Annotated in this window: 24 protein-coding genes and 1 pseudogene; 11 read left to right on the top strand and 14 right to left on the bottom strand. The window is 65.0% G+C overall.

The features are described from left to right. Positions 1-212, top strand: a pseudogene (locus tag AC1DN0_RS05095) (porin); the annotation flags it as partial. A gap of 317 nt (positions 213-529) precedes the next feature. On the opposite strand, the gene AC1DN0_RS05100 reads toward AC1DN0_RS05095, so the two are convergent. From AC1DN0_RS05100 to AC1DN0_RS05140, 9 genes are all read right to left on the bottom strand, one after another. Then, positions 530-1,144 (bottom strand): glutathione S-transferase family protein, encoded by a 615-nt coding sequence (locus AC1DN0_RS05100; RefSeq protein WP_441626581.1) that lies wholly within the window; start codon positions 1,142-1,144, stop codon positions 530-532. Between the two features lie 301 nt (positions 1,145-1,445). Continuing rightward, positions 1,446-2,771: an MFS transporter gene (locus tag AC1DN0_RS05105; RefSeq protein WP_441626583.1), complete on the bottom strand. Its 1,326-nt coding sequence runs from the start codon at positions 2,769-2,771 to the stop codon at positions 1,446-1,448. Positions 2,772-2,850: 79 nt separating this feature from the next. Continuing rightward, entirely contained in the window at positions 2,851-3,825 is a 975-nt protein-coding gene (locus AC1DN0_RS05110) for a Bug family tripartite tricarboxylate transporter substrate binding protein (protein ID WP_441626585.1), read from the bottom strand. Positions 3,826-3,901: 76 nt separating this feature from the next. Further along, a complete protein-coding gene (locus AC1DN0_RS05115; RefSeq protein WP_477145580.1) occupies positions 3,902-4,879 on the bottom strand; it encodes a tripartite tricarboxylate transporter substrate binding protein in 978 nt (325 codons plus the stop codon). Between the two features lie 74 nt (positions 4,880-4,953). Further along, positions 4,954-8,532, bottom strand: a complete 3,579-nt coding sequence (locus AC1DN0_RS05120; protein WP_441626587.1) for an indolepyruvate ferredoxin oxidoreductase family protein — start codon at positions 8,530-8,532, stop codon at positions 4,954-4,956. An 88-nt stretch (positions 8,533-8,620) separates the two neighbouring features. Then, positions 8,621-9,667, bottom strand: a complete 1,047-nt coding sequence (locus AC1DN0_RS05125; RefSeq protein ID WP_441626589.1) for an Ldh family oxidoreductase — start codon at positions 9,665-9,667, stop codon at positions 8,621-8,623. Next, positions 9,664-10,368, bottom strand: coding sequence for a GntR family transcriptional regulator (locus AC1DN0_RS05130; RefSeq protein ID WP_477145581.1), 705 nt, complete (start codon positions 10,366-10,368; stop codon positions 9,664-9,666). Before AC1DN0_RS05130 ends, AC1DN0_RS05125 begins: the two co-directional genes overlap by 4 nt. Before the next feature lie 6 nt (positions 10,369-10,374). Next, complete coding sequence (locus AC1DN0_RS05135) at positions 10,375-11,529, bottom strand: UxaA family hydrolase (protein WP_441626593.1); 1,155 nt, start codon at positions 11,527-11,529, stop codon at positions 10,375-10,377. Between the two features lie 4 nt (positions 11,530-11,533). Then, entirely contained in the window at positions 11,534-11,824 is a 291-nt protein-coding gene (locus AC1DN0_RS05140; protein ID WP_441626595.1) for a UxaA family hydrolase, read from the bottom strand. 189 nt (positions 11,825-12,013) lie between these two features. Here AC1DN0_RS05140 and AC1DN0_RS05145 point away from each other — a divergent pair, with 189 nt between their 5' ends. The 9 genes from AC1DN0_RS05145 to AC1DN0_RS05185 all read left to right on the top strand — a co-directional run bounded on the left by AC1DN0_RS05145 (position 12,014) and on the right by AC1DN0_RS05185 (position 19,915). Further along, positions 12,014-12,475: a hypothetical protein gene (locus AC1DN0_RS05145; protein WP_477145582.1), complete on the top strand. Its 462-nt coding sequence runs from the start codon at positions 12,014-12,016 to the stop codon at positions 12,473-12,475. Next, positions 12,465-12,830 (top strand): hypothetical protein, encoded by a 366-nt coding sequence (locus AC1DN0_RS05150; protein WP_441626597.1) that lies wholly within the window; start codon positions 12,465-12,467, stop codon positions 12,828-12,830. The genes AC1DN0_RS05145 and AC1DN0_RS05150 overlap by 11 nt, the downstream gene beginning before the upstream one ends. Before the next feature lie 37 nt (positions 12,831-12,867). Beyond that, entirely contained in the window at positions 12,868-13,839 is a 972-nt protein-coding gene (locus tag AC1DN0_RS05155) for a zinc-binding dehydrogenase (RefSeq protein ID WP_441626599.1), read from the top strand. A 52-nt stretch (positions 13,840-13,891) separates the two neighbouring features. After that, complete coding sequence (locus AC1DN0_RS05160) at positions 13,892-14,686, top strand: TauD/TfdA dioxygenase family protein (protein WP_441626601.1); 795 nt, start codon at positions 13,892-13,894, stop codon at positions 14,684-14,686. A 265-nt stretch (positions 14,687-14,951) separates the two neighbouring features. Beyond that, positions 14,952-16,070, top strand: a complete 1,119-nt coding sequence (locus tag AC1DN0_RS05165) for a Re/Si-specific NAD(P)(+) transhydrogenase subunit alpha (RefSeq protein WP_441626603.1) — start codon at positions 14,952-14,954, stop codon at positions 16,068-16,070. 10 nt (positions 16,071-16,080) lie between these two features. After that, entirely contained in the window at positions 16,081-16,416 is a 336-nt protein-coding gene (locus AC1DN0_RS05170) for an NAD(P) transhydrogenase subunit alpha part 2 (RefSeq protein WP_045237502.1), read from the top strand. Further along, positions 16,413-17,882, top strand: a complete 1,470-nt coding sequence (locus AC1DN0_RS05175; protein ID WP_441626605.1) for an NAD(P)(+) transhydrogenase (Re/Si-specific) subunit beta — start codon at positions 16,413-16,415, stop codon at positions 17,880-17,882. The genes AC1DN0_RS05170 and AC1DN0_RS05175 overlap by 4 nt, the downstream gene beginning before the upstream one ends. Positions 17,883-17,969: 87 nt before the next feature. Next, positions 17,970-18,755 carry an SDR family NAD(P)-dependent oxidoreductase gene (locus AC1DN0_RS05180; protein WP_441626607.1) on the top strand — a complete coding sequence of 262 codons (786 nt, stop codon included), beginning with the start codon at positions 17,970-17,972 and terminating at the stop codon, positions 18,753-18,755. A 68-nt stretch (positions 18,756-18,823) separates the two neighbouring features. Beyond that, the gene (locus tag AC1DN0_RS05185; RefSeq protein WP_441626609.1) at positions 18,824-19,915 is read left to right on the top strand and encodes a phosphotransferase family protein; all 1,092 of its coding nucleotides are present in this window, start codon (positions 18,824-18,826) and stop codon (positions 19,913-19,915) included. Between the two features lie 104 nt (positions 19,916-20,019). On the opposite strand, the gene AC1DN0_RS05190 is transcribed toward AC1DN0_RS05185, so the two are convergent. Further along, positions 20,020-20,556, bottom strand: a complete 537-nt coding sequence (locus AC1DN0_RS05190; RefSeq protein WP_441626611.1) for a carboxymuconolactone decarboxylase family protein — start codon at positions 20,554-20,556, stop codon at positions 20,020-20,022. A gap of 140 nt (positions 20,557-20,696) precedes the next feature. On the opposite strand from AC1DN0_RS05190, the gene AC1DN0_RS05195 reads away from it, so the two are divergent. Then, positions 20,697-21,662, top strand: a complete 966-nt coding sequence (locus tag AC1DN0_RS05195; RefSeq protein ID WP_441626613.1) for an AraC family transcriptional regulator — start codon at positions 20,697-20,699, stop codon at positions 21,660-21,662. Here the strand turns inward: AC1DN0_RS05195 and AC1DN0_RS05200 are convergent. The 4 genes from AC1DN0_RS05200 to AC1DN0_RS05215 form a co-directional block, all read right to left on the bottom strand. After that, positions 21,659-22,597: a 2-dehydropantoate 2-reductase gene (locus AC1DN0_RS05200; protein ID WP_441626615.1), complete on the bottom strand. Its 939-nt coding sequence runs from the start codon at positions 22,595-22,597 to the stop codon at positions 21,659-21,661. The two genes, AC1DN0_RS05195 and AC1DN0_RS05200, sit on opposite strands and share 4 nt — an antisense overlap. A gap of 42 nt (positions 22,598-22,639) precedes the next feature. Further along, positions 22,640-23,188, bottom strand: coding sequence for a winged helix-turn-helix transcriptional regulator (locus AC1DN0_RS05205; RefSeq protein WP_441626617.1), 549 nt, complete (start codon positions 23,186-23,188; stop codon positions 22,640-22,642). A gap of 93 nt (positions 23,189-23,281) precedes the next feature. Continuing rightward, positions 23,282-24,469 (bottom strand): thiolase family protein, encoded by a 1,188-nt coding sequence (locus tag AC1DN0_RS05210; RefSeq protein WP_441626619.1) that lies wholly within the window; start codon positions 24,467-24,469, stop codon positions 23,282-23,284. Beyond that, positions 24,469-24,711, bottom strand: coding sequence for a hypothetical protein (locus AC1DN0_RS05215; protein ID WP_441626621.1), 243 nt, complete (start codon positions 24,709-24,711; stop codon positions 24,469-24,471). Before AC1DN0_RS05215 ends, AC1DN0_RS05210 begins: the two co-directional genes overlap by 1 nt. Positions 24,712-24,722: the final 11 nt, after the last annotated feature.

Below are 24,722 nucleotides of genomic sequence, written 5' to 3' on the forward strand. Positions count from 1 at the left end.
ACCCATGGCAAGTTGCCTTTATCGCGGACTACACGCTTTCCAAGCGGACTGATGTCTACCTGACCACGGCATATTCAAAGAATGCGGGTCTGGGACTGGATTCCCCGATGATTGGCTTTGCTAACAGCCTTTCCCTTGGCAATAGCTACGCGCTTGCCAGCGGCCAAAGCAACATGCTCGGTGTCGCCGTAGGTATTCGCCACAAGTTCTGACGATAGTTCAACGGTATGTGACAAGGCCATATTTGCGCAGTGGCGCGGGCAGTCCCGCAGGGAAGCTCGCGTGCATCCAGCCCCACCCATGCTCTTTGTGCCGCTTCGGCGGCATTTTTTTTGGGTTCGGAGGTTCCTCGAAGTGCGCGATGGGGACCAGGGAAGAACCGGGCGAATAGCGATAGCCAGTGACAGCTCAGATCAAATCAGACGCCAAAGGCACGCATATCGCGATACCAACGGGAGCCACACCAGGATCATCGAGAGGACGGTTAGGCAGCGCAAGGGATGCGCTCCGATCAAAGACGGATGTCGCGTTACGCGAACACTTTCAGGCCCCTCAGCACGGCAGGCCTACGCGCAACCTCCCGATACCAGCGAGCAAGTTCTGGATGCTCGCTCCATTCGATGGCGTCGTGAAATGCGCGTGCAATGGTGAATGCCGCGATGTCGGCAACCGAAAACGACTCGCCTGCCATAAAAGCGGAAAATGCCAGGAACCGGCCGCCGTCAAGTAGTGCGGATACGGCGAGTTCGTTGATGGATTTCGCCTGGTCGGACGCTCCGATCTGTTGGAGCTTGAATGCCCCATGGCTCACCGCAATGACGTCGGTCAAAAAATAGAAGAACCGCTCGTACACCTTGGCCCGCGCGACTGGATCGGCCGGCAGCAGAGTGGTCGGAGAGGACTCTGCCGCGAACAAGATGATGGCGTTGGACTGCGCGAGGACAAACCCGGCGCCAGAGGCACGTTGGACAAGAACCGGAACCTTGCCGAAGGGGTTCAACGACCGTAGCTCCTGCCCCTGGTGCTCTCCAGTTGCCAAGTTGACGGGTCTTGCGGAATAGGCAATACCAGCCTCTTCCAGCGCGATGGCGGCACGGATGCAATTCCCGGTTTGGGCCCCGTACAACTCCAGTGCATTCTGCATATAGGCCCCTCTCTCCCTGCGATCATCACTAGATTGCCGCTCTGGAGTGTATATGAGATCCGGAACAAGGGCAGGGTCATCCATATGCCACCTCATGCCTGGCTGCGAATGCCATCAGGTTTCGATACGGTTCCGCGGCTTTCCCGTCGGCATCCCCGGCAAGTGGAACCGGCATTCCCATTCGTTTCCATTTTCGATGCCTGGCACGAGACGACAGGACCTTCATTCGCCCCCTCGATATCGATGAAATGTTCGTGGCGATCACGGTCCCGGCGCGCGCCATCGACTCAATCTGGCGTCTTCATGACAAACGCCGCCCCAGCGTTTCGGGCACCATCGCGAGTCCGATCAGCGAGACAACCCCGCAGCCAATGACATAGAGAGCCGGCGCGTTGGGGTTGCCCGTGACCTGCATCAGCATGGTCGAGAACAACTGCGCGAAGCCGCCGAACAGCGCGATCGCCACGTAATAGGTCACCGACATGCCGGTTGCGCGCAGCCGCTGCGGCAGCACCTCGCTGACCAGCACCATCGTGGCAGGAGACGTCATCGCCATCGGTACGGCCAGCAGCCCTACCACGATCAGCAGGCAGGTCAGGGATGGAATGCGGTTAAGGAGCGAGAAGGCCGGATAGATCATGACGAGCAGCGCCACCCGGGACCACCACACGACTTTCCGGCGCCCGACGCGATCGCAGAGCCAGCCGGACAGCGGTGCGAACACCGCCAGCACCAGGGAGGCGACGAAGCCTGCCCAGATGGCATCGCCGCGCGAGATGTGCAGCTGGAAGGTCGCGTAGTTGGCCAGGTAGAAGGCGATGACGTGGATCGAGGCCGCGAGGCCGATCATCAGCAGGACGCTCGCCACCAATTCGCGCCAATGCGCCCTCATCAGCTGGCGGCCGGCGCCCTTCTTCGACGCCTTCTTCGGCTCCGGCACCAGCGTCTCCTCCAGGCGGCGCCGGATGACCTGACCGATCGGAATCACCAGAATGCCAATCAGGAAGGCGACGCGCCACCCCCACGACTCAAGCGCGGAAGGCGGCAGCGCATTACTCAGCACCAGTGCGACCAAGGCAGCGAACACAGCGGCAACGCCCTGGCTGGATGCCTGCCAGCTAGTGTAGAAGCCGCGCGAGCGCTCATCCGCATACTCGAGCAGCATCGCGCTGGCGGAGCCCATCTCGCCGCCAATGGCGAAGCCCTGGATCAGGCGGGCGAGGATCATCAGCACGGGGGCAAGGACGCCGAGTTGGGCATAGGGCGGCGTCAGCACCAGAATCAGCGCGCTGAAGGCCATCAGCCACATCGAGAGCACCACTGCCGGCTTGCGGCCGACGCGGTCGGCATACGCACCGATCACCAGTCCGCCCAGTGGCCGCATCAGGTAACCGGCCCCGAACGTGCCGAAGGACAGCAGCAGCTGGCCGAGCGGATTGCCGACGGGAAAATACAGGGGAACGATCAGCAGGGCGAAGAAGTTGTAGACACCCGAGTCATACAATTCCAGGGCGCCGCCAATGGTAATGGCCGAAACGGCCGAAACCTTGGATAGCGGCTTGGGTGCCGTCGCGTTAGGCGTGGCGCATCGGGATGTGGCTCCCATCGCGGTTGGATCAGAGGGCATTGGTGTCTCCTGCCTTGCGGCGGTGGATCAGCGAGTACATGGCTCGCCGTCGGTAGTCGTTGCTGAGCGGATGGCAATCTCAGAGTCGAAGATTCAGTTGCCTGACCAGGCTTGCCCAACTCACCTGCTCCGCCCCGATCAGCGCGGAGAACTGCTCGGCCGTGCCGCCGGCGGGTTCAAAACCCTTGTTGGCGAGGCGCGCATGCACATCCGGCATATTCAGGGCTTTCACAATCTCGCCATTGAGCCGCGCCACGATGTTCTTCGGTGTCCCGGCTGGCGCGACCACGCCATACCATTCGGTTGAATCGACGCCCGGGAATCCCGCTTCCGCCATGGTCGGCACGTCCGGCAGCAGCGCCAGACGCCGTTTGCCGACCACCGCGAGTGCCTTGAGTTGCCCGGACTTGAGCAGTGGCTGGACCACCGGGAGGCCAGGGAACATCATCTGGATATGGCCGCCGATCATGTCCGTCAGCGCCGGCGGCGCACCCTTGTAAGGCACGTGCACGATATCGATGCCAGCCTGCTGCCTGAATGCTTCGCCGAGCAGGTGCAGCTGGGTTCCGGGCCCGGACGACGCGTAGCTGATCTGCCCCGGGCGGGCCTTGGCTTGCACGACCAGCTCCTTGACCGAGCTGGCCACGGCCGGGTTCACCACCAGCACATAGTTCAGCGTGACCAGCAAGCTCACCGGCGCGAAGCTCTTGACCGTGTCAAAAGGCAGGCCGCCATAGAGGCTCTGGTTGATGAGCATCGGGGTGGTCGCCACCAGCAGCGTATAGCCATCGGGCGCGGCCTTGGCGCCGGCCGCCGCGCCAATATTCCCGCCTGCCCCGGGCCGGTTGTCGACTATGACCTGCTGCCCGAGGCTGAGTGTCAGTTTCTCCGCAACAATCCGCGTGGCGACATCGACACTGCCTCCGGCCGGCCAGGGTACGATCATCCGGATCGGACGGCTGGGAAAGCCGTCCTGCGCCCAGGCCGGGGACAGGCTTGCCGCAAGCGTGATGACGCACAGAGCGCGCTGCGCGAGACGCCGTACGAATCTCATATGGATTCCCTGTATGTTGTTTCCATGAGGTAGCAACCCCGAAGGCAATGGCTCTGCGCTTCCGCACAGGTATCCGCTAATCCAGGCGCACCCCGGATTGCTTGACCACGATGGCCCACTTCTTCTGCTCGGCAGCGATAAACGTGCTGAACTGCTCGGGGGTGTTGCTGGCCGGTTCATAGCCTCTGCCGATCAACTGATCGCGGACACTTGGCATGTTCAGGGCTTTCCCGATCTCCGTGCTGAGACGAACCACGATCTCCTTCGGCGTCCCGGCAGGCGCCACCAGGCCATACCATTCGCTCGCCTCGATACCGGGAAACCCCGCTTCCGCCATGGTCGGCACATCCGGCAGCAAGGCCAGGCGCTGCTTGCTGGCGACCGCGATGGCTCTGAGCTGGCCGGATTTCATGAACGGCAACACCGCGGGAAGGCCGTGAAACATCATCTGGATATGGCCGCCTACCATGTYGGTCAGCGCCTGCGGCCCCCCCTTGTAAGGGGCGTGGATGACGTTGATGTGGGCGGCTTCCTTGAATGACTCTCCGATCAGGTGCTGTTGCGTCCCCGGCCCTGGCGATGCATAGCTCATCCGCCCCGGCTCCGACCTGGCGCGGGCCACCAGTTCCGTCACCGATTTCGCCACCGCCGGATTCACCACCAGCACATAGGGTGAACTGGCCAGCAGGCTGAGCGGTGCAAAATCCTTGCTCGTGTCGAAGGGCAGGTTGCTGTAGAGGCTCGGGTTGATCGTCATCGGCGCGCTTGCCACCAGCAGCGTATAGCCATCCGGCGCCGCCTTTGCGCCCATGCCCGCGCCGATATTGCCGGTGGCGCCGGGCCGGTTGTCCACCAGGACCTGCTGGCCAAGGCTGATGGAGAGCTTTTCCGCAACCGTACGGGTGACGGAGTCGACGCCGCCGCCAGCGGGCCACGGTACGATGATGCGAATCGGCTTGTTTGGGTACCCACCCTGCGCCCACGCGCCGGGGACGGTAGCAGCCAGTGCTATGGCGGACAGAAGCAGGCCTGCACGGCGCAGTACGAAGTTCATCACGGTCTCCAGTCTTTATAGTGTTTTGATGATGCTCTACACACAAATCTGCCTATGGGCACGCTGCCTTTAGCTCAGGCATTGGCCTTGCGCTTCGGCCCGGCTTCGCTCGGGGCGCCCTGCGCGTCATGCCACTGCGCCATCAGGCGCTCCCATCTGGCCCGCACAGCCACGAGATTGCGTGCCTTGACATGGCCATAGCCGCGGATGTCTTCCGGAAGGCGTGCGATTTCCAGTGCCAGATCGAGATTCTGTTGCGACAGCGTCGGCAGAAGCGCTTCGATGCTCTTGCGGTACTCGCCAATCAGTGCTCGCTCCACCTTGCGTTCCCCGGTGTAGCCGAAGGCGTCGAACGGGGTACCCCGCAGGCCTTTCATCTGGGCCATCACGCGGAACGCAGTGCGCATCCACGAACCAAATGGCCGCTTGACGAGTTCGCCCTTCTCGTTCTTCCTGGCCATCATCGGCGGTGCGAGATGGTGGACCAGCTTGAAGTCGCCTTCGAACATCGCGGCAACCTTCCCGATGAAGGCCGGGTCGGTATGCAGCCGCGCCACCTCGTACTCATCCTTGTAGGCCATCAGCTTGAACAGGTAGCGTGCGACCGCTTCGGTGACCTTGCTGCTGCCGAGGCGCGACTCCACCGCCTGCACCCTGGCGACAAAATCTTCATACTGCGCGGCATAGGCGCGGTTCTGGTAGCTGACGAGGAACTCGGCGCGCTTGTCGATGAAATCGCCGAGCGATGGCTTCCTGACGAACTGAACCACCTGGGCATCGGCGGATCGCACCGGCACCTTGGCCAGATCGTGCGCGCAGTGCCGGCCCCACTCAAAGGCCGCCTTGTTGTTGTCGACCTGCACGGCGTTGAGTTCGATCGCGCGCATCAGCGCTTCACGCGACAGCGGCACCCTGCCCTTCTGCCAGGCGTAGCCGAGCAGCATCAGGTTGGAGTAGATCGACTGGCCGAGCAATTGCGTCGCCACTTGCTCGGCATCGAAGATGCCGAAATGGCCTGCCTCGACGCCTTGCGCGATCGCCGCAATGGCCTGGTCGCTGTGAGACTGCCAGTCCGGATCGCGGACAAAGGCCGAAGTCGGCGTCACGTGGCTGTTGAGCACGACAAAGGTGCGGCCCTGCGACAGGGTCGCCAGCGTTGCCTTGCTGGCGCCGACCACCGTATCGGAGGCGATCACCAGGTCAGCCATGGCGACATCGACGCGCGTTGCGTGCAGGGCGTCGGGCCCGTCGGCAATCTGGATGTGGCTCCAGGTCGCGCCACCCATCTGCGCCATGCCGGTGGCATCCTGCGTGATCACGCTCTTGCCTTCCAGGTGGGCCGCCATGCCGAGTACCTGGCCGATGGTGACGATCCCCGTCCCGCCGACGCCCGCCACCACGATGCGCTGGGCCTTGGCGGCATCCGGCAGCTTCGGCTCGGGCAGTACCGGCATATCGGAGAGCTTCGCCTTGCGCGCCGCTTCCGGCTTCTTGAGCTTGCCGCCCTCCACCGTGACGAAACTCGGGCAGAAACCCTTGACGCAGGAAAAGTCCTTGTTGCAGGTGTTCTGGTTGATCTCCCGCTTGCGGCCGAACTCGGTTTCGAGCGGCTGTACCGCTACGCAGTTGCTCTCGACCGAACAATCCCCGCAGCCTTCGCAAACCAGCTCATTGATGATGACCCGCTTGTCCGGATCGACCATCGTGCCGCGCTTGCGTTCCCGCCGCTTCTTGGTGGCGCACGCCTGGTCGTAGATGATCACGGTGGCACCCTCGACCACCCGCAACTCGCGCTGCACGGCATCGAGCTCATCGCGGTGGCGTATGGTGACGCCCGGCGCCAGGTCCTTGACGACGGCATATTTCTGCGGCTCGTCGGTCACCACGACAATGCGCTTCGCTCCCTCCGACGCCAGTTCGCGCGTCATGCCCGGCACGTCCAGTTGCCCGTCGACCGGTTGCCCGCCCGTCATGGCAACGGCGCTGTTGTAGAGGATCTTGTAGGTGATATTGACGCCGGCATTGATCGATTGCCGCACCGCCAGCGATCCGGAGTGGTTGTACGTGCCGTCGCCAAGATTGGCGAACATGTGCGCGCGCTTGCTGAACGGCGCCTGCCCCATCCAGGGCACGCCCTCGCCGCCCATCTGCGTCCACGACGTGGTCGAACGGTCCATCCAGACCACCATGCCGTGGCATCCGATCCCGGCCATGGCGATCGATCCTTCCGGCACGCGCGTGCTGGTGTTATGCGGGCAACCGGGGCAGAACCACGGGAGACGGTCGGTGCCGCGGCTGTCGCCCTGGGGGAACTGGCGATCCTTGGCCTCGATTTGCGCCAGGCGCACGTCCATCCGCGCGGCGATATCCGGGGGCACGCCCAGCTTCTTCAACCGGCCCGCGATGGCCTTGGCGATCAGCGCGGGGGTCAGGTCGGCCTTGGCGCGCAGCAGCCAGTTTTCCGCCGGCTTGCGGTGACTCCATTCACCGCCGGCGCCTTCACCGTCGGCCGGTTCGTACTTGCCGATCACGGCAGGCCGCGCGTCGGCGCGATAGTGGTACAGCTCATCCTTCAACTGCTGCTCGATGATCGGGCGCTTCTCCTCGACCACGAGGATTTCGCGCAGGCCGTGCGCGAACTCGCGCACGCCCGCCGGCTCGAGCGGCCACACCACGCCCACCTTATGGAGCCGCACGCCGATGGCGCGGCACAAGGCATCGTCCAGGCCAAGGTCGGCCAGCGCCTGCCGGGTATCGCTGTAGGCCTTGCCGCTGGCAATGATGCCGAGACGGTCGTTCGGCCCTTCAATCACATTGCGGTTAAGCCGGTTGGCGCGGATATAGGCAAGCGCCGCCGGCCACTTGATCTCCATCATCCGCGCTTCCGCCGCCAGCGGATCGTCGGGCCAGCGGATATGCAAGCCGCCCTCCGGCCTGGCAAAGTCCTCGGGCAGCAGGATGCGCACCCGGTCGGCATCGGTCACCACCGATGCGCCCGCCTCCACCACCTCCTGCACGGTCTTCATGCCGGCCCACAAGCCACTGAAGCGGCTCATGGCGAAGGCATGCACGCCCAGGTCCAGAATGTCCTGCACGCTGGCGGGAAAGAACACCGGCAGCCCGCAAGCGATGAACGTATGGTCGCTCTGGTGCGCGAGCGTGCTGCTCTTGGACACATGGTCGTCCCCGGCCAGTGCGATCACACCACCCAGCGGCGCCGTGCCCGCCAGATTGGCGTGCTTGAGCGCGTCGCCGCTGCGGTCCACCCCCGGGCCCTTGCCGTACCAGATGCCAAAGACGCCGTCGTACTTCTTGCTCTCGGCATCGAACTCGAGTTGCTGCGAGCCCCACACCGCGGTTACGCCGAGTTCCTCGTTGACGCCGGGCTTGAAGACGACATGATTGTCCGCGAGGTGCTTCTTGGCCTGCCACAACGCCTGGTCATATCCGCCAAGCGGAGAGCCCCGGTAGCCGGAAATGAATGCGGCGGTATTGTGGCCGGCCAGGGTATCGCGCTTGCGCTGCAGCAGCGGCAGGCGCACCAGTGCCTGGACGCCGCTCATGAAAGCGCGCCCCGTGTCCAGTGCGTACTTGTCGTCGAGCGTGACGATTTCCATGGCCTTGCGTGAGGCGTCTGAGAGAGGAGCATTCATAGGACTGGTACTCGCCAATTATGTTGTGGGGAGGGCGGCCAGCGCCCGCCGGGCTCGCAAGGACCCGGTAAGTCTGGCGCTTCTGTGCTTATGCTGATGCTGATGTCGGAAACCGCACGCCGAGCCGTTCGCCAAGCGCGCCTAACTCCTGCGCGATCGCGGCGGGCAGCGCAATACCATGCTCGCGTGCCTCGCGCTCCAGGGCATCGCCACGATTGCCAGGCAGCCGCGCGTCGTCGCCGCCCGCGCAAAGGTAGGTGTCGGTCCACTGCTTCATATAGTCGCCAAAGGGCGCCTGCCCGGCGAAGGATTCCGGCTTTACCATCCACAGGAATCCGTCCTGCATGGCGGCGGCACGGCCATGCGGACTATTGCCCGGCGCCGGTGCGTGAGGCGCCGCGGTGGCCGCCAGGGCACCGGCGAGGCACTCCACCATCATGGCAATGCCGATGCCCTTGTGCCCGCCCATGGGCAGCAGTGACCCGCCCAGCGCGCGCTTTGCATCGGTGGTGGGCCGGCCGTCCGCATCCAGCGCCCACCCTTCCGGGATCGGCTTTCCCTCACGCGCCGCGAGCAGGATATGGCCGCGCGCGGCCACGCTGCACGCCACATCGAATACGATCGGCGCTTGCCCCGGCAGCGGGCAACCGAACGCAATCGGGTTGTGCCCGATCGCCGCGCGCGGGAATCCCTCCATCGCGAGCGCCGGCGGCGTGCGTTGCCCGATCATGGAGAAGGCTCCGGCCTCCGCCGCCAGCAGGGCGTGGATGCCGAGCGCCCCCAGATGGCCGCACGATTGCAGCACGATCAGTACGGAAGCGCTGGTCTCCAGGGCTTCCAGTCCCAGGCGCACCGCATAAGGACCGGCGATCTGCCCCATGGCGCCATCGGCCTGCAGCACGATGCCGCCGGGGAAGGATCGGTATGCCATCACCGGCCCGGGATTGAACTCGTTCGCCCGCAGCCGCTCCACATAAGACGCCAGGCGGGTCATGCCGTGCGTCTTGTAGCCCCGCAACTCGCTGCGTACCAGGATCGCGGCGGCTTCGGCCGCTTGCTCCGGCGGCACGCCGCAGCCTTCGAATACCCGGGTCGTCCATTGCTCCAGCGCCTGAACGTTCCAATGCGTGCTCATGAGGCCTTCTCCCGCACCACCATGAGGCGCTCTGAAAACGGGCCGGCATAGACCGTCTGGTAATACAGGGGGYGGTCACGCAGCGTATAGCCACGCAGTTCCATGACGAAGCCCGGCTGCCCGGCTTCGAGGCCAAGCTCGCGGGCCGCTACCGACGGGATTTCGTCGAATCGCACCCACTGGTCCACGCGCAGCGTCGGTAGCGCCAGGCGCTGCCCGAGCAGTTCCCGCAGATTCTTTTCGAGTTCGTCGCGTTCAACGCCGCCCAGTTGCGCGAATTCCTCCTCGCGCAGCCAGAACTCGCTGTACAGGTCGAAGCGCCCGCCCACATTGATGATGCGTTCAATGCGAACGAAGGCTTCGCCATCGAGAAACTCCGACCACGGCCCTTTGCGCTTGAGCCGCTTGACCGAGCGCGCATGGACGTAGGAAGGCAGCTCGTTTCCCTCGGCATCGCGAAAGCGCAGGTAGCGCACATCGGCAGGCGCGACCCTGGCGCCCGAGACGAAGGTGCCGCGGCCCTGCTCGCGGGTGATCAGTCCGGAGTTCGAAAGGCGCGCCAGCGCCTTCTGGATGGTGCCCACGCTGACGCCGTGCGCCGTGGCAAGCTCGCCCTCGGAAGGCAACCTGTCGCCCTCGCGCAGCGCGCCGGATTCAATGGAACGGATAATGGCGTCGGAGACGCTGATCAGCTTTGTCATGTTGACTCAGAGGCTAAGTGCAAATCGACTGATTGCGGTTTCCCTGATGTCGAGTATCTCGCTGCTGAGACGGGTGCCGGACGCCACATCCATGGCGTAGGCATACAGCCGATCGCCCACATCCGAGATCTTCTGTCCCTTCTCGAGGATCCCGCTTGCGTCGAAATCAATGTTATCGGCCATGGTTTCCAGCGTATTGACGTTGCCGCAAACCTTGACCGTCGGCGCGACCATGCTGCCGATCGGATTGCCGACCCCCGTACCAAAGAAGGTGAGCTGGCAACCRCCGGCGGCAAGTGCACTGAGATTTTCCACTGCCGCCGCCGGAGCGTCCATGAAATGCAGGCCTTTTTTTACCGGGGCCTCGCCGTAGCGCAGCACGCCGACCAGTGGGCTCGACCCGGCCTTGGCCATCGCGCCCAGCGCCTTCTCCTCAACCGTGGTCAGCCCGCCGCGCTTGTTGTCGGGCGAGGGCTGGGATTCGCGCATGTCGACGCCGCGCTCGATCGCGAGGTTCTCCATGCCGCGGACCGCCTTGACGAAGGCATCCCTCACCGAATCGTCGACGGCGCGTTCCGCGAAGAGGTGCTCCGCGCCGATGAACTCGGACGTCTCGGAAATAATGATGGTGCCGCCTGCTTCGATCACACGGTCGGCCAGACGGCCGATCGTCGGATTGCAGCTCAGGCCGGAGGTGGTATCCGAACCGCCGCACTCGACGCCCAGTACCAGGGCCGAAACCGGGCAGGGTTCGCGCCTGGCACGCGAGGCCGCAAGCGAGAGCTTCAAGGCCTTGCGGGTGCCGGCGGCAATGCAGTCGATCGTGCCATTCGGTTGCAGATGCACCGTTTCCACGGGTTTCCCCGTAGTCCGGATACGGCGCGCCACCTCCTCCGTCGACGAATCTTCAAGTCCCACCAGCAGGACTGCGGCGACATTGGGATTGCGTCCCAGTCCTGCCAGCGACTCATAAGCGAAATCCAGGTCCGCGCCGAACTGCCCACGCACGAACAAGGTGGTGACGGGAATGCAGCCGCTGACGGTTTGCGCGATGGTGCGCGTGACCGGGTTGCAGTTGTCCATCACGGAAATCACCGCTACCCAGTTGCGTACGCCAACTGCGTCGTTCTCGCGGCGGTAGCCAAGGAATGTCATTGCCATTTTCTTACCTCTTTTCCAGATCGCCGCGGGCGCGGGTCGACTCGATGTTGTGCACGTGCATGTGTTCACCAGCCTTCAGGTTCCGGCTGGCCCGCCCGATGACCTGGCCGTACTTCAGGACATTGGCGCTCTGCGGGGTATCCGCGATACAGACCTTATGGCCGAACGGCACATCCTGGAGCAGGGTCATCTGGCCCGATACCTCTCCTTGCAAGGTGCAGGGCTCGCCGGCACGGCCGGCATCGAGCAGCGTGGCGACGTTGTCCGCCTGGTTGAGTACGATGGCACGTGGCATTTTCTGGATTCCTATATAGGTGTTTGATGTACTGTAGTTAACGGAAAGCCAGCATGTCAAGGCTTACTGGGGGAATCCACTAGTCCAAAAGTCAAAGTCCTATATAGAAGTTCTTGACAGCAAGGCGCGCTGTGCCTATCTTCACAACAAGGGCGGCACAGCAGTGCCCGCCAATTCAGGAGACAAGGCATGAAGGTGGCTTCCCACATGGAGAAGATTGCGAAACTCGAAGCATTGCGCGAACGCCTCGATCCCCTACAGGACTTCGAGCTGTGGTTCTGGACCGGGATGACGGCTGGCACGCACGCCGTCAATGCAGCACTCCATCATGYCGCCGTCACGCTGGACGACGACGTGTTCCCGACGCAGCCAGGCGCCTACCTGGTGCCACAGCCGGACGGCTCGCTGCGTGCGGCATTCGGCYCGCTCGGCGATGTGCTGCACGTGGGCAGGCCGAAGATCGATGCACCGGTCCCGGAGGATGTGGCGGCGATGATGCATGAGATGGAGATCGTCGAACGCCATCGGGATCCCTGCCTGCGCGAGGGGGTGGCGCCCACGGCGGCCATTGCCGGGGAATGCGATGCAGCCCTTGCCCGTTGCCTGCGGCTGCTGGCCTGCCGGATGCAAGGAGAAAAAGATGCACGTTGAAGCCCACATCGCCATCGCGCGCCGGATCGAGCGCTCGCTGCAGAAGTGCGGCCCAGCCGACTACGAGATCAAGATCGAGGCCGCCATGCTGGCGGGCACGCACTGGTTGAACGCCGCGCTGCATCGCCTGCGTGCGAACCAGCCGGATAGCGACGTCTTTCACACTTACCTGCTGACCATCAACGAGTTCCGACGGCTCAGCATCGCGGACGGCGAGTTGATGCAGATGCTGGCCGAAATCGAGGATATCCGGCCGCCCTTTGTCCGCGGCAACCTGGCGGGCGGCGAGCGCGCCGCCGAGCGCGCCCTTGAATTGCTGGCGCTGATCCGCGCGAAGGCCCGCGCCAGCGAGTGATCAATCTACTGCAGCACCATATGAAAAGGAGACCGCAGTGAAAGCAGTACGAGTCATACCGAGCCCTACGGGCGGCAAAGTGGAAATACAGGACATCCCGGCTCCGGTTGCTGGCGCCGGCCAGGTTCTGGTCAGGGTGCGTGCCGCCGGTCTGAACCGGGGCGAAATCAACCAGGCCCGCGAATTGCGCACGGGCAACACGATCACCGCGGGCGTCGAGTTTGCGGGCGAGGTGGAAGCGGTCGGCGAAGGCGTGCACGGGTGGCGCGAGGGGGATCGGGTCATGGGCCACGGCCGTGCGTGCCAGGCCGAGTATGTGATTGCCGATCCACTGGCGCTGATGGCCGTGCCCGATGGTCTTTCCTGGATCGATGCCGCGGCGTTCCCCAATGTCTTCATCACGGCCCACGACGCCGTGGTGACCAATGGCCAGTTGCGCGCCGGCCAGGCAGTACTGATCAATGGCGCGTCCGGCGGCGTGGCCATGGCCGCGATCCAGATCGCTTCGCTGATGGGCGCCAAGCCGGTGATCGCCACATCGCGGTCGGCCGCCAAGCTCGATCGCCTGAGCCAGTTCGGTGTCGATGTGGGCATCAATTCATCGAGCGAATCCCAGGTCGACGCCGTCATGGCGGCCACCGACAATCGCGGGGTGGATCTCATAATCGACACCGTGGGCGGCCCGGTCTTCGAAGACAACATGAAGAGCCTCGCGGTCAAGGGACGGCTGGTCAATATTGCCCGCTTGGGTTCGAACACGGCCCAGATCGACCTGAGCCTGCTCTGGCTCAAGCGCCTCACGCTGGTTGGCGTGACATTCCGTACCCGCTCCGAGCAGGAACGCCTGGAATGCATCCAGGCCTGTGCGCGCGACATGCTGCCCTTCCTGGCGGCTGGGCGGATCCGCCTGCCGATCGACCGTACCTTCCCGATGACTGCCATTGGCGAAGCGCACGCCTATATGCAGCAAGACCAGCACGTCGGCAAGATCGTTCTTGTCGTCGAGTAATCCAGTCTTCAAGAATTCCCATACAGATTCGAGAAACGAACAGGAGACATCCATGAGTATCCAGATCACACCGCTCACCGGCTCGGTTGGCGCGTCGGTGGAAGGCGTCAATCTGAACGAACCGGTGAGCGATGCGGCCTTCGAAGTGCTGCATCGGGGGTTCCTTGAATACGGCGTGCTGGTCTACCGCGGCCAAAACCTTCAGCCCGCGGCGCAGATTGCCTTCGCCCGGCGCTGGGGCAAGCCCGTGCAGGGTAACCCGCTGCTGAAAGGCCTCTCGGACTTCCCGGAGCTCGCCCAGGTCACCAAGATTCCCAAGGAGACGGCATCCACCGAGGCCTGGCACTCCGACTCCATCTATACCGAGGTGCCGCCCAAGATCTCCATTCTTTCCGCGGTGGTGGTCCCGCGCGGCGGAGACACGATGTGGTGCAATCAATATCTGGCCTACGAGCGTCTTTCGCCCGCAATGCAACGCATGCTCGAAGGCCTGCGCGTGCGTTTCACGGGACTGCGGCTCGCCAGGATGACGGGATCGGATGCGGTGCCCTCGGCGGTCCACCCGCTGGTTCGCACCCATCCGGAGACACGCCGCAAGGCGCTCTATGTGGGGCATCCCGATACGGCTCACTCCATCGAGGGCATGACGCCCGCCGAAAGCCGGCCTTTGCTCGACTTTCTCTACGAACACTCGACCAGCCCCGATAACGTCTACCGCCATATGTGGCAGGAAGGCGATGTCGTGATGTGGGACAACCGGTGCACCATGCACTACGCCGTACACGACTACGGCGAGGCCGAGCGCATCCTGAACCGGGTGACGCTCGAAGGCGAAGTCCCCTGTTGACCGTTTGACCTGTTGACCTGTTGACAAGCAGCGGGCCCGGCGGCGGTGCATTCGCCGCCGGTGCCCATGCTGTCGGCGGTTTCTTTCCAGCAAGTCCGGATCGAGACCCTGTCCCCAGATGCTAGCAACGGCTTCACGCGAGCCACGCGGGTTCTCCATGATCCGCCAGGGCTCTGCGTGGGGAAGCGCTTCTTGAACTGAAGGCGCCCGGCAGTCCGGTCACGAGGCCGCGCGACGGCAAGACAAGAGCATAGGAGAATACACAATGCAGATGGGTATCCCGACAGAAGTGCGGGCAGGCGAAGCACGCGTTGCCGCCACCCCGGAGACAGTCAAGAAATATGTAGCACAGGGCCACCAGGTTATCGTGCAAGCCGGTGCGGGATTGCGCGCCAGCCAGCCCGACGCTGCCTACGAGGCGGCCGGTGCCCGCATCGGCAGCGCCGCCGACGCCTTGGGCGCGCAGTTGGTGCTCAAGGTCCGCGCCCCGACCCCGGCCGAACTGGACCGGATGAACGAAGGCGCTGTGCTGGTCGGCATGCTCAACCCTTTCGATGCGGAAAACAAAGCCCGCATGTCTGCCGCCGGCATTATCGGCTTCGCGCTCGAGGCGGCGCCGCGCACCACCCGCGCGCAGAGCATGGACGTGCTCTCCTCCCAGGCCAATATCGCAGGCTACAAGGCCGTGCTGGTCGCCGCCCACCACTACCAGCGCTTCATGCCGATGCTGATGACCGCCGCCGGCACCGTCAAGGCGGCGCGCGTGCTGGTCCTCGGCGCCGGCGTGGCCGGCCTGCAGGCCATCGCCACCGCCAAGCGGCTGGGCGCGGTGATCGAAGCATCCGACGTGCGCCCCGCCGTCAAGGAACAGATCGAATCGCTGGGTGGCAAATTCCTCGATGTGCCCTTCGTCACCGACGAAGAGCGCGAGATCGCGCAGGGCGTGGGCGGCTATGCCCGCCCCATGCCACCCGACTGGATGCGGCGCCAGGCCGAACTGGTGCACGAGCGCGCCAAGGCCGCCGACATCGTCATCACTACCGCGCTGATCCCGGGCCGCCAGGCGCCGGTGCTGCTCAAGGAGGAGACCGTGAAGGCGATGAAGCCGGGCTCGGTGGTGGTCGACCTGGCCGCGGCGCAGGGCGGCAACTGCCCGCTGACGGTGGCCGACGAAGTGGTGGAGCGCCATGGCGTCACGCTGATCGGCCACACCAACCTGGCCGGCATGGTTGCGGCGGACGCCTCCGCGCTCTACGCGCGCAACGTGCTGGACTTCCTCAAGCTGATCACCGACAAGGATGGCAAGCTTGCCATCGATATGAAAGACGACATCGTAGCGGCTTGCCTGATGACCAAGAGCCGTGAACTGGAACTGACAAGCTGAGGAGAAGTCGATGGAAATGGTGAACCACACGGTGATCAACCTGATCATCTTCGTACTGGCGATCTACGTGGGCTACCACGTGGTCTGGACGGTCACACCGGCCCTGCACACCCCGCTGATGGCGGTGACCAACGCAATCTCGGCCATCATCATCGTCGGCGCCATGCTGGCGGCCGGCCTGACCGAGGGGCCCGTGGGCCGCACCATGGGCGCGCTGGCGGTGGCGCTCGCCGCGGTCAACGTGTTCGGCGGCTTTCTGGTGACGCAGCGCATGCTGGAGATGTTCAAGAAGAAGGAACCCAAGGCCAAGCCCGCGGGCGCCCATGGCAAGGAGGCCGCGGCATGAGCAATCTCGTGAGCATGAACCTCGTCACCCTGCTCTACCTGCTGGCCTCGGTGTGTTTCATCCAGGCGCTCAAGGGCCTCTCGCATCCCAGTTCCGCACGGCGCGGCAACGCCTTCGGCATGACCGGCATGGCCATCGCGGCGGTAACCACGCTGGTGTTGATCGCCAAACTGAGGAACGACTTCATGGCGGCAAGCGCCGCCCAGTCGTCGGTCGCCGAAGGCCTGGCATTGATCTTCGGCGCGCTGGTGGTCGGCGGCGGCATCGGTGCCTACGTGGCGAAGAAGGTCGAGATGACCAAGATGCCCGAACTGGTGGCCGCCATGCATTCGCTGATCGGCCTGGCCGCCGTCTTCATCGCGGTGGCCGCGGTGGCTGAGCCAGCCGCCTTCGGCATTGCGCCCGCGGGCTCGCATGACATCCCGCTGGGCAACCGCATCGAGCTGTTCATCGGCTGCTTCGTCGGCGCCATTACCTTCTCGGGTTCGGTGATCGCCTTCGGCAAGCTGGCCGGGCGCTACAAGTTCCGGCTGTTCCAGGGCGCGCCGGTGTCCTTCGCCGGCCAACACATGCTCAACCTGCTGCTGGCGGTGGCGATGATCGGCTTCGGCGTGGCCTTCTTCCTGTCGCAGGCCTGGATGCCCTTCCTGCTGATGCTGGCGATCGCCTTCGTGCTGGGCGTGCTGATCATCATCCCGATCGGGGGCGCCGACATGCCCGTGGTGGTGTCGATGCTGAACTCATACTCGGGCTGGGCGGCCGCCGGCATTGGCTTCTCGCTCAACAACCCGATGCTGATCATCGCCGGCTCGCTGGTTGGCTCCTCCGGCGCCATCCTCTCGTACATCATGTGCCGCGCGATGAACCGCTCGTTCTTCAACGTGCTGCTCGGCGGCTTTGGCAACACCGCGGCGGCCGCCACGGCAGGCGGTGCGGAACAGCGCAATGTCAAGGCCGGCTCGGCCGACGACGCGGCCTTCCTGATGAGCAATGCCGAGACCGTGATCATCGTCCCTGGCTACGGCCTGGCGGTGGCGCGCGCGCAGCACGCGCTCAAGGAACTCACCGAAAAGCTGGTCGAGAAGGGGGTGACGGTGAAGTACGCCATCCACCCGGTGGCGGGCCGCATGCCGGGCCATATGAACGTACTGCTGGCCGAGGCCGAGGTCCCTTACGACCAGGTCTTCGAGATGGAAGACATCAACAGCGAGTTCGGCCAGGCCGACGTGGTGCTGGTGCTGGGCGCCAACGACGTGGTGAACCCGGCCGCCAAGACCGATCCCGGCTCGCCGATTGCCGGCATGCCGATCCTGGAAGCCTACAAGGCCAAGACCATCATCGTGAACAAGCGCTCGATGGCGGCTGGCTACGCGGGCCTGGATAACGAACTGTTCTACATGGACAAGACCATGATGGTGTTCGGCGACGCCAAGAAGGTGGTCGAAGACATGGGCAAGGCAGCCTGAGGCAGCATAGGCTGGCCGCCTTTGCCCGCAGGCGACGGGTGGCCGGGCAACACCGGCATCCATTCTGGCAATCAAAGGAGATTTTGCATGAAAGCGCATCCCGCCCCTAACCTGTTTGCCGACCTGGAGGGCAAGGTCGCGCTGGTGACCGGCGCATTCGGCGGCCTGGGCCGGCACTTCGCCCTGACCCTGGCGCGTGCCGGATGCCGGGTTGCACTGGCCGGACGGCGCGTCGGCGAAGGCGAGGCACTGCTTGCCGCGCTCCGCGAGGAAGGCGCTGAAGGCTGCGTGGTTTCGCTCGACGTCAGGGACCCGGCCTCGGTGGCGTCGGCCTTCGCGGCCGCGGCCAGCGCGTTGGGCACGGTCGACATCGTGGTCAACAGCGCAGGCATTGCTGTCACGCGTCCCGCCATCGAGGTGGCGGAGGACGAATGGCAAAGCGTGATCGACACCAACCTGAGCGGCGCGTGGCGGGTGGCACAGCATGCGGCGCAGATGATGCGCGATGGCGGCAAGGGCGGCAGCATCGTCAACATCGCCTCGATCCTTGGTATGCGCGTTGCCCAGCAAGTGCCCGCCTATGCCGCGGCCAAGGCTGGACTGATTCACCTGACACGGTCGCTCGCGCTGGAATGGGCGCGGTATGGTATCCGCGTCAATGCGCTGGCACCGGGGTATTTCGAAACCGACATCAACCGGAGCTTCTTCGAGACCGACAGCGGCCAGGCACTGGTCAAACGGATCCCGCAACGCCGGCTTGGACAGCCGGAGCAACTCGACGGCGCGCTGCTCCTGCTGGCATCGAACGCTTCGGATTACATCACCGGCGCCGTATTGCCGGTGGATGGCGGGCACATGGTCAGCACGCTTTAGCCCGAAGCGAACGACACAACCAATCGAAGAGACCCCGTAGTGGATCGGGGCACAGGGAGACAGACACGATGACGCATGCCAGCGCGCAACGCGAGACCGCCCCGGCGGATAAACACCCGCCGGATCTGGATTGCACCAGGCTGGCGGCCTTGCTGCACGGCCAGGGCCTGATCGAGCGGCCCTCGCTCATGGCGCAACGGCTGGCCGGCGGCCAGTCCAATCCCACCTATCGGATCTGGTGCGAAGGGCGGCAATATGTACTGCGCACCAAACCGCCCGGCAAGCTGTTGTCGTCCGCCCATGCCATTGACCGCGAATATCGCGTAATGCATGCACTGCGGGACAGCGAAGTGCCCGTCCCGCAACTGTTCCTCTACAGCGAGGATACGTCGATCCTGGGCAGCCCCTTCTACGTCATGGAGTTCCTGCAAGGCAGGGTCATGTTCGACCAGTCGCTGCCCGGCCTGTCGCGTGAGGAACGCACGGCGATCTACCGGGAAATGAACCGGGTGATAGCGGCATTGCATCGGGTGGACTATCAAAAGGCAGGTCTCGCCGACTATGGCAAAAGCGGAAACTACATCGCACGGCAAGTGAGCCGCTGGGCACGCCAGTGCCAGGACACCGGCACGGACGGCAATACCGCGCTGGAGGCCCTGGCCGACTGGCTTCCACGCCATCTTCCGCCGGAACACCAGACCAGCCTTGTCCACGGCGACTTCCGCATGGACAACCTGCTCTTTCATCCAACCGAGCCGCGCGTACTCGGTGTCCTGGATTGGGAATTATCGACGCTGGGCCACCCGGTGGCCGACCTTGCCTATCAGTGCATGGGTTGGCATATCCCGGCATCGCTCTGGCGCGGCATTGGCGGGCTGGACCTGCACGACCTGGGCATTCCGGACGAGGCCACCTACATTCGGTGGTATGGCGATGCCAACGGCATGCAGGAGATGGAACATTGGGATTTCTACCTCGCCTATAACTTCTTCAGGCTGGCCGCCATCATGAACGGCATTGCGCGGCGCGCGGAAGGTGGCAATGCGGCGGCCGCGGATGCGCTGGAAACCGGCCGCAAGGCAAGGCCGCTTGCAGAACTGGGCTGGGAATATGCGACCCGCTACGGGGCAACGCGGTCAGTCGGCGGCAAGTGCGCCTGAAGTGTCGTTTTCCCGGCGCATGAAGCGGCCTGATGGTGCCAGCCCGCTTGCAGGCCAGCGGGTAGCCGGGCGCTTCGCCCGGCCAGCCCCGGCTGGCCTCCCCCTCACGCCACCTTCGGGAAATCCACCACGGTATCGTTGACGCGATTGACCATATTGGTGAACAGGATCGCACTGACCGCCTGGATGGCCTCGATGATCTGGCGGTCGGTATAGCCGGCTTCGCGCACATTGGCGACAGCGCTGGCGGGCAACGTGCCGGCGGTCTTCACCAGGGCCAGCGCAAAGCGGACCAGGGCGTCGATCTTGCTGTCTTCCGGGTAGCTGCCGGCGCGCAGTTCGCGTGTCTGCTCCGCGCTGTAGCCCGCCATCTTGCCGGTCATGGTGTGCGCGGCGACACAGTAATCACAAGCCGAGGCTTCGCTGACAGAGAGATTGATGGCCTCCAGCTCGCGGGCGCTGAGGGTGGCGTTCTTCAGCAACGCCCCGGTTTGCAGCACGTTGGCAAGCACCTCGGGGGCATTGCTGCCGATAACCAGGTAGGCGTTGGGCACCTTGCCGACGGCGCCCTTGATCGCAGCGAACAACTGGGCGGTCTGGCCGGTGGCTTCAGTGGCGTTGATGGTGTGAAGACGGGACATGATGGACTCCGGTTAGTTTGGTCGATGGATCGCGCCGTGTTTGTTGCGCTGCTTCCATGGACTGAAGTCTAGGCGTCCATCTTGTCATTTACAGCATACAATAGTCGCAATCTCTTGCTCCATCGTCTCAACATCCCGTCATGGACGCCTTGACCGAACTGGTGCGCATGCTGGCTCCCGCCGGCACCGTGGACCTGCACTGCCACTTCGCCGGCAACTGGCGCGTGGACAACGCGGCGGCGCCGCCCGGGCACCTTCCCTATCACATCATCCTGGGCGGGCAGGCGCGCGCGCTGGTGGAGCAGGACGCGATCTCGCTTGGCGCGGGTGATGTGCTGCTGTTTCCCCATGGCACCGCGCACACGCTGCGCAGCCTGCCGGACGGCGCAGCGCCCGCCGGCGCGGACATGCCGGCCCACCGGACGCGCTTCAACGGCTTGCTGACGGAAGTGACAGTGCCGGGCGACGAGCGTCCGCTGGATATGTTGTGCGGCACTTTTGTGCTGGGCTTGCCGGGCACCATGCTGTTGCGCAACCTGCCCCCCGTGCTGCGCATCGCCACCGCCGAACGCGCCGATTGCGCCTGGCTGGATGCCTTGATCGACATGATGCGCAACGAGGCCCAGGCGCCCGAGCCCGGCGGCATGGCGGTCATCGCGCAGCTTTCCACCGCCTTGCTGACCTTGCTGCTGCGCGCCCTGATCGCCCAGGGCGGGGTCACGCACAGCCTGCTGGCGCTGATGGCCGATGCGCGCATGTCCAGGGCGATCGATGCCGTGCTGCGCGCACCCGCCGAGCCGTGGTCGGTGGCGTCGCTGGCCGAGGCATGCAATATGTCGCGGGCGACCTTTGCCCGGCGCTTTACGCAACTCAGCGGCGAGACGCCGCTGCAGCTGGTCACCACCTTGCGCATGGAAATGGCCGCCCGCCTGCTGACGCAAGACCGCGATTCCGCGGCCAGCATCGGCGAGCATTGCGGCTATGCCTCCGAGGCGGCATTCGGGCGGGCCTTCAAGGCGTATTTCGGCATGGGGCCAGGCGCGTTCCGGCGCCAGGCGCGGGAACGCCGCGCAGCCGCCGCCGTGACGGCGGACACCAGGGGCTAGGCGGCGGCGCGCTGGGCCTCGTAGACCTGCAGGTGGGCATAGGCGATGCGCGCCAGCGGCGCGTCATGTCCCAGCCGCGCGGCGCGCTGCGCCATGTCGCCGACGATGTCCAACGCCTCCAGGCGGGGCGCGCCTTGTGCGATGTCGCGCATCATCGAGGCGGCCCACGTCGAGGTCTCGTCCAGCAGCCGCGCGGCCATCGCATCGGCCACCGGCTCGGGCAAGGCATGCCCGGACAAGCGCGCCACCGCCGCGCACTCGTCCATGGCCTGGCGCATCAGCGCCCGTCCGTCGGCCGTCCTGACGATCTCGCCGACGGTGCCGCGCATCAGGCACGTCATCAGCGCACCGGCCGAGATCATCACCCACTTGTTCCACAGCGCCTGGTCGATCGCCGGCGACAGTTCGCGCATGCCAGGCGTGCTCGCGGCGAGTGCATGAAATGCGCCGGCCAGGGCTTGCGCCGGTTCGGCACGGGCGCCCACGACGAGTCTGTCGACCGCCCCCTGGTGCACCACCGCGCCGGAAGCGTCCAGCGTGGTCGCGATGTAAGAGACACCGCCGAGCACCCTTTCCCGGCCGTAGCGCGCATCCAGCGTCTCATACGCGCGCAGGCCATTGACCAGCGGCAGGATCGCCGCGCCCTTGCCGTGGGTGCCGTCCAGCGCCGGGTCCAGCGCTTGCATCGCGCTGGCCAGGTCGTAGGTCTTGCAGGCCAGCAGGACGAGGTCGTAGTCCGCCCTGACCGCGCCGGAGAGCACGGTCTTTACGGCAGTATGGATATCGCCAAGCTCGCTGCGCACGACCAGGCCGTCCCTGGCCAGCACCTCGGCGCGCCGTGGCCGCACCAGGAACGTGACATCGGCGCCCGCCTGCATCAGCCGTCCGCCGTAGTAACCGCCCATGGCGCCAGCGCCCAGGACCAGAATCTTCATGACGTTCCCCGCTTCGATGGATGGGATAAATAAAAAAAAAGCCTATGAGGCGCCGCTCCCGGCAAGCTCGTCGCCTGCCTCCGCCGCGTCCTCGCCGCCCGACAAGAAGCCGGCAGCGGATTCGAGCCGCCGGCGCATGCCGTCTCCGGCGGCGGGACCGGGCACCAGCGCGTGCCGCGCGAAACTCAGGCGCTCCCCCGTGCCGGCGTCCACCAGCACCGGTTCGACGACCTTGCCGGTTTCCTTGTCGAGCAACTCCACGCTGGGGCCTTCCGGCGCGAAGTGCTTATTGCCCCAGGCCAGCATGGCCAGCAGCACGGGCAGGAAGTCGCGCCCGCACTGGGTCAGGACATACTCATAGCGCGGCGGCTTCTCGGAGTACTGGCGGCGCTCCAGCAAACCCTCCTCCACCAGCGCGGTCAGGCGGCGCGTGAGCATGTTGGGCGCGATATCCAGGTTCTTCTGGAAGTCGTCGAAACGCCGTGCGCCATAGAACGCCTCGCGCATCAGCAGCATGCTCCACCACTCGCCAACCCGTTCCAGGCCACGGGCGATGGGGCATTGCATGTTCCTGAAGGTCTTTCTTTGCATGGTCGAGGGCTCCAATCCGGCATCTTGATACTTTCAACATGATAGCTGGATTGAAATGTCCCGATGCCGGAAAACCCGCCCTGCCAGTGCTGCTTAATCCAGGATTTCGAGCGCCAGCGCGATGCCCTGCCCACCCCCGATGCACAGCGTCACGATGCCCCGGCGTATGCCGTCCATGCGCATCGAATAGAGCAGGCGCGTGGTCAGCACCGCGCCGGTCGCGCCGATCGGGTGGCCATGCGCGATGGCGCCGCCGTCCACGTTGATGATGTCGAGCGGCAGCCCGAGTTCGCCCGCGACCGCCAGCGGCACCGCCGCGAAGGCCTCATTGATCTCGATCCGCTCGATATCGCCCAGCGTCCATTGCGCGCGCTGCAGCGCCTGACGCACGGCGGGCACGGGGCCAAGGCCGAACAGACCCGGCTCGACCGCGCCGACGCCGTAGGCCACCAGCCGCGCCATCGGTGCCAGGCCCTGGCTCTCGGCCAGGGCGCGTTCGGCGACGAGCATGGCAGCCGCGCCGCTATTGAGCCCCGGCGCATTGCCCGCGGTGATGGTGCCATCCTTGCGGAACGCGGGGCGAAGCTTGCTGAGAATCTCGAATGTGGTGTCCGGCCGGTTTGCCTCGTCCACGCCGAACATCGCCGTCCCGCCCTTCGCCTTCACCGGAACGCCAACGATCTGCTCCACGAAACGGCCTTGTTCCTGCGCGTGGGCAAAGCGGCTCTGCGAGCGCTCCGCCCAGCGGTCCTGTTCATCGCGGCCAATCTTGTTGCGGGTCACCAGATCCTCGGTATGCCAGCCCGAGTGCTCGCCCGAGAAGGCATCCACCAGCCCGTCGCGCAGCATGCTGTCCTGCAGCACCGCGTCGCCCATGCGGCTGCCCCAGCGGCCGGCGGGCATCAGGTAGGGGGCCTGGTCCATGTTCTCCATGCCGCCGGCAACCGCTGCATCGACATGGCCAAGCCAGATTTCATCGGCGGCGCTGGCGATGGCCTGCGCGCCGGACCCGCACACGCGGTTGACGGTCATCGCGGGCAACGACACCGGCAGGCCCGCGCCGATGGCGGCCTGCCGCGCCGGGTTCATCCGGTTGCCCGCCTGGATCACATTGCCGAACACCACGCTGCCGATCCGTTCCGGGTCCAGCCCGGAGCGGCGGACCGTCTCGCGGATGACGGCCGCCCCCAGTTCGGTCGCCGGCGTGGCCTTGAGCGAACCGTTATAGGCGCCTATGGCGGTGCGAACGGGGTGGCATAACACGACTTCCCTGGCTTTCATCACAGACTCCCTGGCTTGGTGGACGAGGATGGCCACGCGGTCGCGGACCATTCCGCTTGGGCTTCGCCGGCGGGAACACCGCGCGGCGCCTTGCAGTAGCGGTTATCGGCACGGGCGCATCCCACGCCGCTGTCGCGCGGGCGCTCCGTAGCCGCATGGACGGGCTGGGCCGCCATGCCGGCAAACAGTGCGGCGCTGGCTAAGGCGCTGGCCAGCGCGTTGGCTAAAATGGCTTTCATCATGCATCTCCCGA

Source organism: Cupriavidus sp. 05N39 (genome assembly GCF_056397325.1).

What these genes read in the sequence shown, in the direction of transcription:
- AC1DN0_RS05100 (WP_441626581.1), bottom strand. Translation starts at nt 1,144, where the DNA reads ATGCAGAATGCACTGGAGTTGTACGGGGCCCAAACCGGGAATTGCATC.
- AC1DN0_RS05105 (WP_441626583.1), bottom strand. Translation starts at nt 2,771, where the DNA reads ATGCCCTCTGATCCAACCGCGATGGGAGCCACATCCCGATGCGCCACG.
- AC1DN0_RS05110 (WP_441626585.1), bottom strand. Translation starts at nt 3,825, where the DNA reads ATGAGATTCGTACGGCGTCTCGCGCAGCGCGCTCTGTGCGTCATCACG.
- AC1DN0_RS05120 (WP_441626587.1), bottom strand. Translation starts at nt 8,532, where the DNA reads ATGAATGCTCCTCTCTCAGACGCCTCACGCAAGGCCATGGAAATCGTC.
- AC1DN0_RS05125 (WP_441626589.1), bottom strand. Translation starts at nt 9,667, where the DNA reads ATGAGCACGCATTGGAACGTTCAGGCGCTGGAGCAATGGACGACCCGG.
- AC1DN0_RS05140 (WP_441626595.1), bottom strand. Translation starts at nt 11,824, where the DNA reads ATGCCACGTGCCATCGTACTCAACCAGGCGGACAACGTCGCCACGCTG.
- AC1DN0_RS05150 (WP_441626597.1), top strand. Translation starts at nt 12,465, where the DNA reads ATGCACGTTGAAGCCCACATCGCCATCGCGCGCCGGATCGAGCGCTCG.
- AC1DN0_RS05160 (WP_441626601.1), top strand. Translation starts at nt 13,892, where the DNA reads ATGAGTATCCAGATCACACCGCTCACCGGCTCGGTTGGCGCGTCGGTG.
- AC1DN0_RS05165 (WP_441626603.1), top strand. Translation starts at nt 14,952, where the DNA reads ATGCAGATGGGTATCCCGACAGAAGTGCGGGCAGGCGAAGCACGCGTT.
- AC1DN0_RS05170 (WP_045237502.1), top strand. Translation starts at nt 16,081, where the DNA reads ATGGAAATGGTGAACCACACGGTGATCAACCTGATCATCTTCGTACTG.
- AC1DN0_RS05175 (WP_441626605.1), top strand. Translation starts at nt 16,413, where the DNA reads ATGAGCAATCTCGTGAGCATGAACCTCGTCACCCTGCTCTACCTGCTG.
- AC1DN0_RS05180 (WP_441626607.1), top strand. Translation starts at nt 17,970, where the DNA reads ATGAAAGCGCATCCCGCCCCTAACCTGTTTGCCGACCTGGAGGGCAAG.
- AC1DN0_RS05185 (WP_441626609.1), top strand. Translation starts at nt 18,824, where the DNA reads ATGACGCATGCCAGCGCGCAACGCGAGACCGCCCCGGCGGATAAACAC.
- AC1DN0_RS05190 (WP_441626611.1), bottom strand. Translation starts at nt 20,556, where the DNA reads ATGTCCCGTCTTCACACCATCAACGCCACTGAAGCCACCGGCCAGACC.
- AC1DN0_RS05195 (WP_441626613.1), top strand. Translation starts at nt 20,697, where the DNA reads ATGGACGCCTTGACCGAACTGGTGCGCATGCTGGCTCCCGCCGGCACC.
- AC1DN0_RS05200 (WP_441626615.1), bottom strand. Translation starts at nt 22,597, where the DNA reads ATGAAGATTCTGGTCCTGGGCGCTGGCGCCATGGGCGGTTACTACGGC.
- AC1DN0_RS05205 (WP_441626617.1), bottom strand. Translation starts at nt 23,188, where the DNA reads ATGCAAAGAAAGACCTTCAGGAACATGCAATGCCCCATCGCCCGTGGC.
- AC1DN0_RS05210 (WP_441626619.1), bottom strand. Translation starts at nt 24,469, where the DNA reads ATGAAAGCCAGGGAAGTCGTGTTATGCCACCCCGTTCGCACCGCCATA.
- AC1DN0_RS05215 (WP_441626621.1), bottom strand. Translation starts at nt 24,711, where the DNA reads ATGATGAAAGCCATTTTAGCCAACGCGCTGGCCAGCGCCTTAGCCAGC.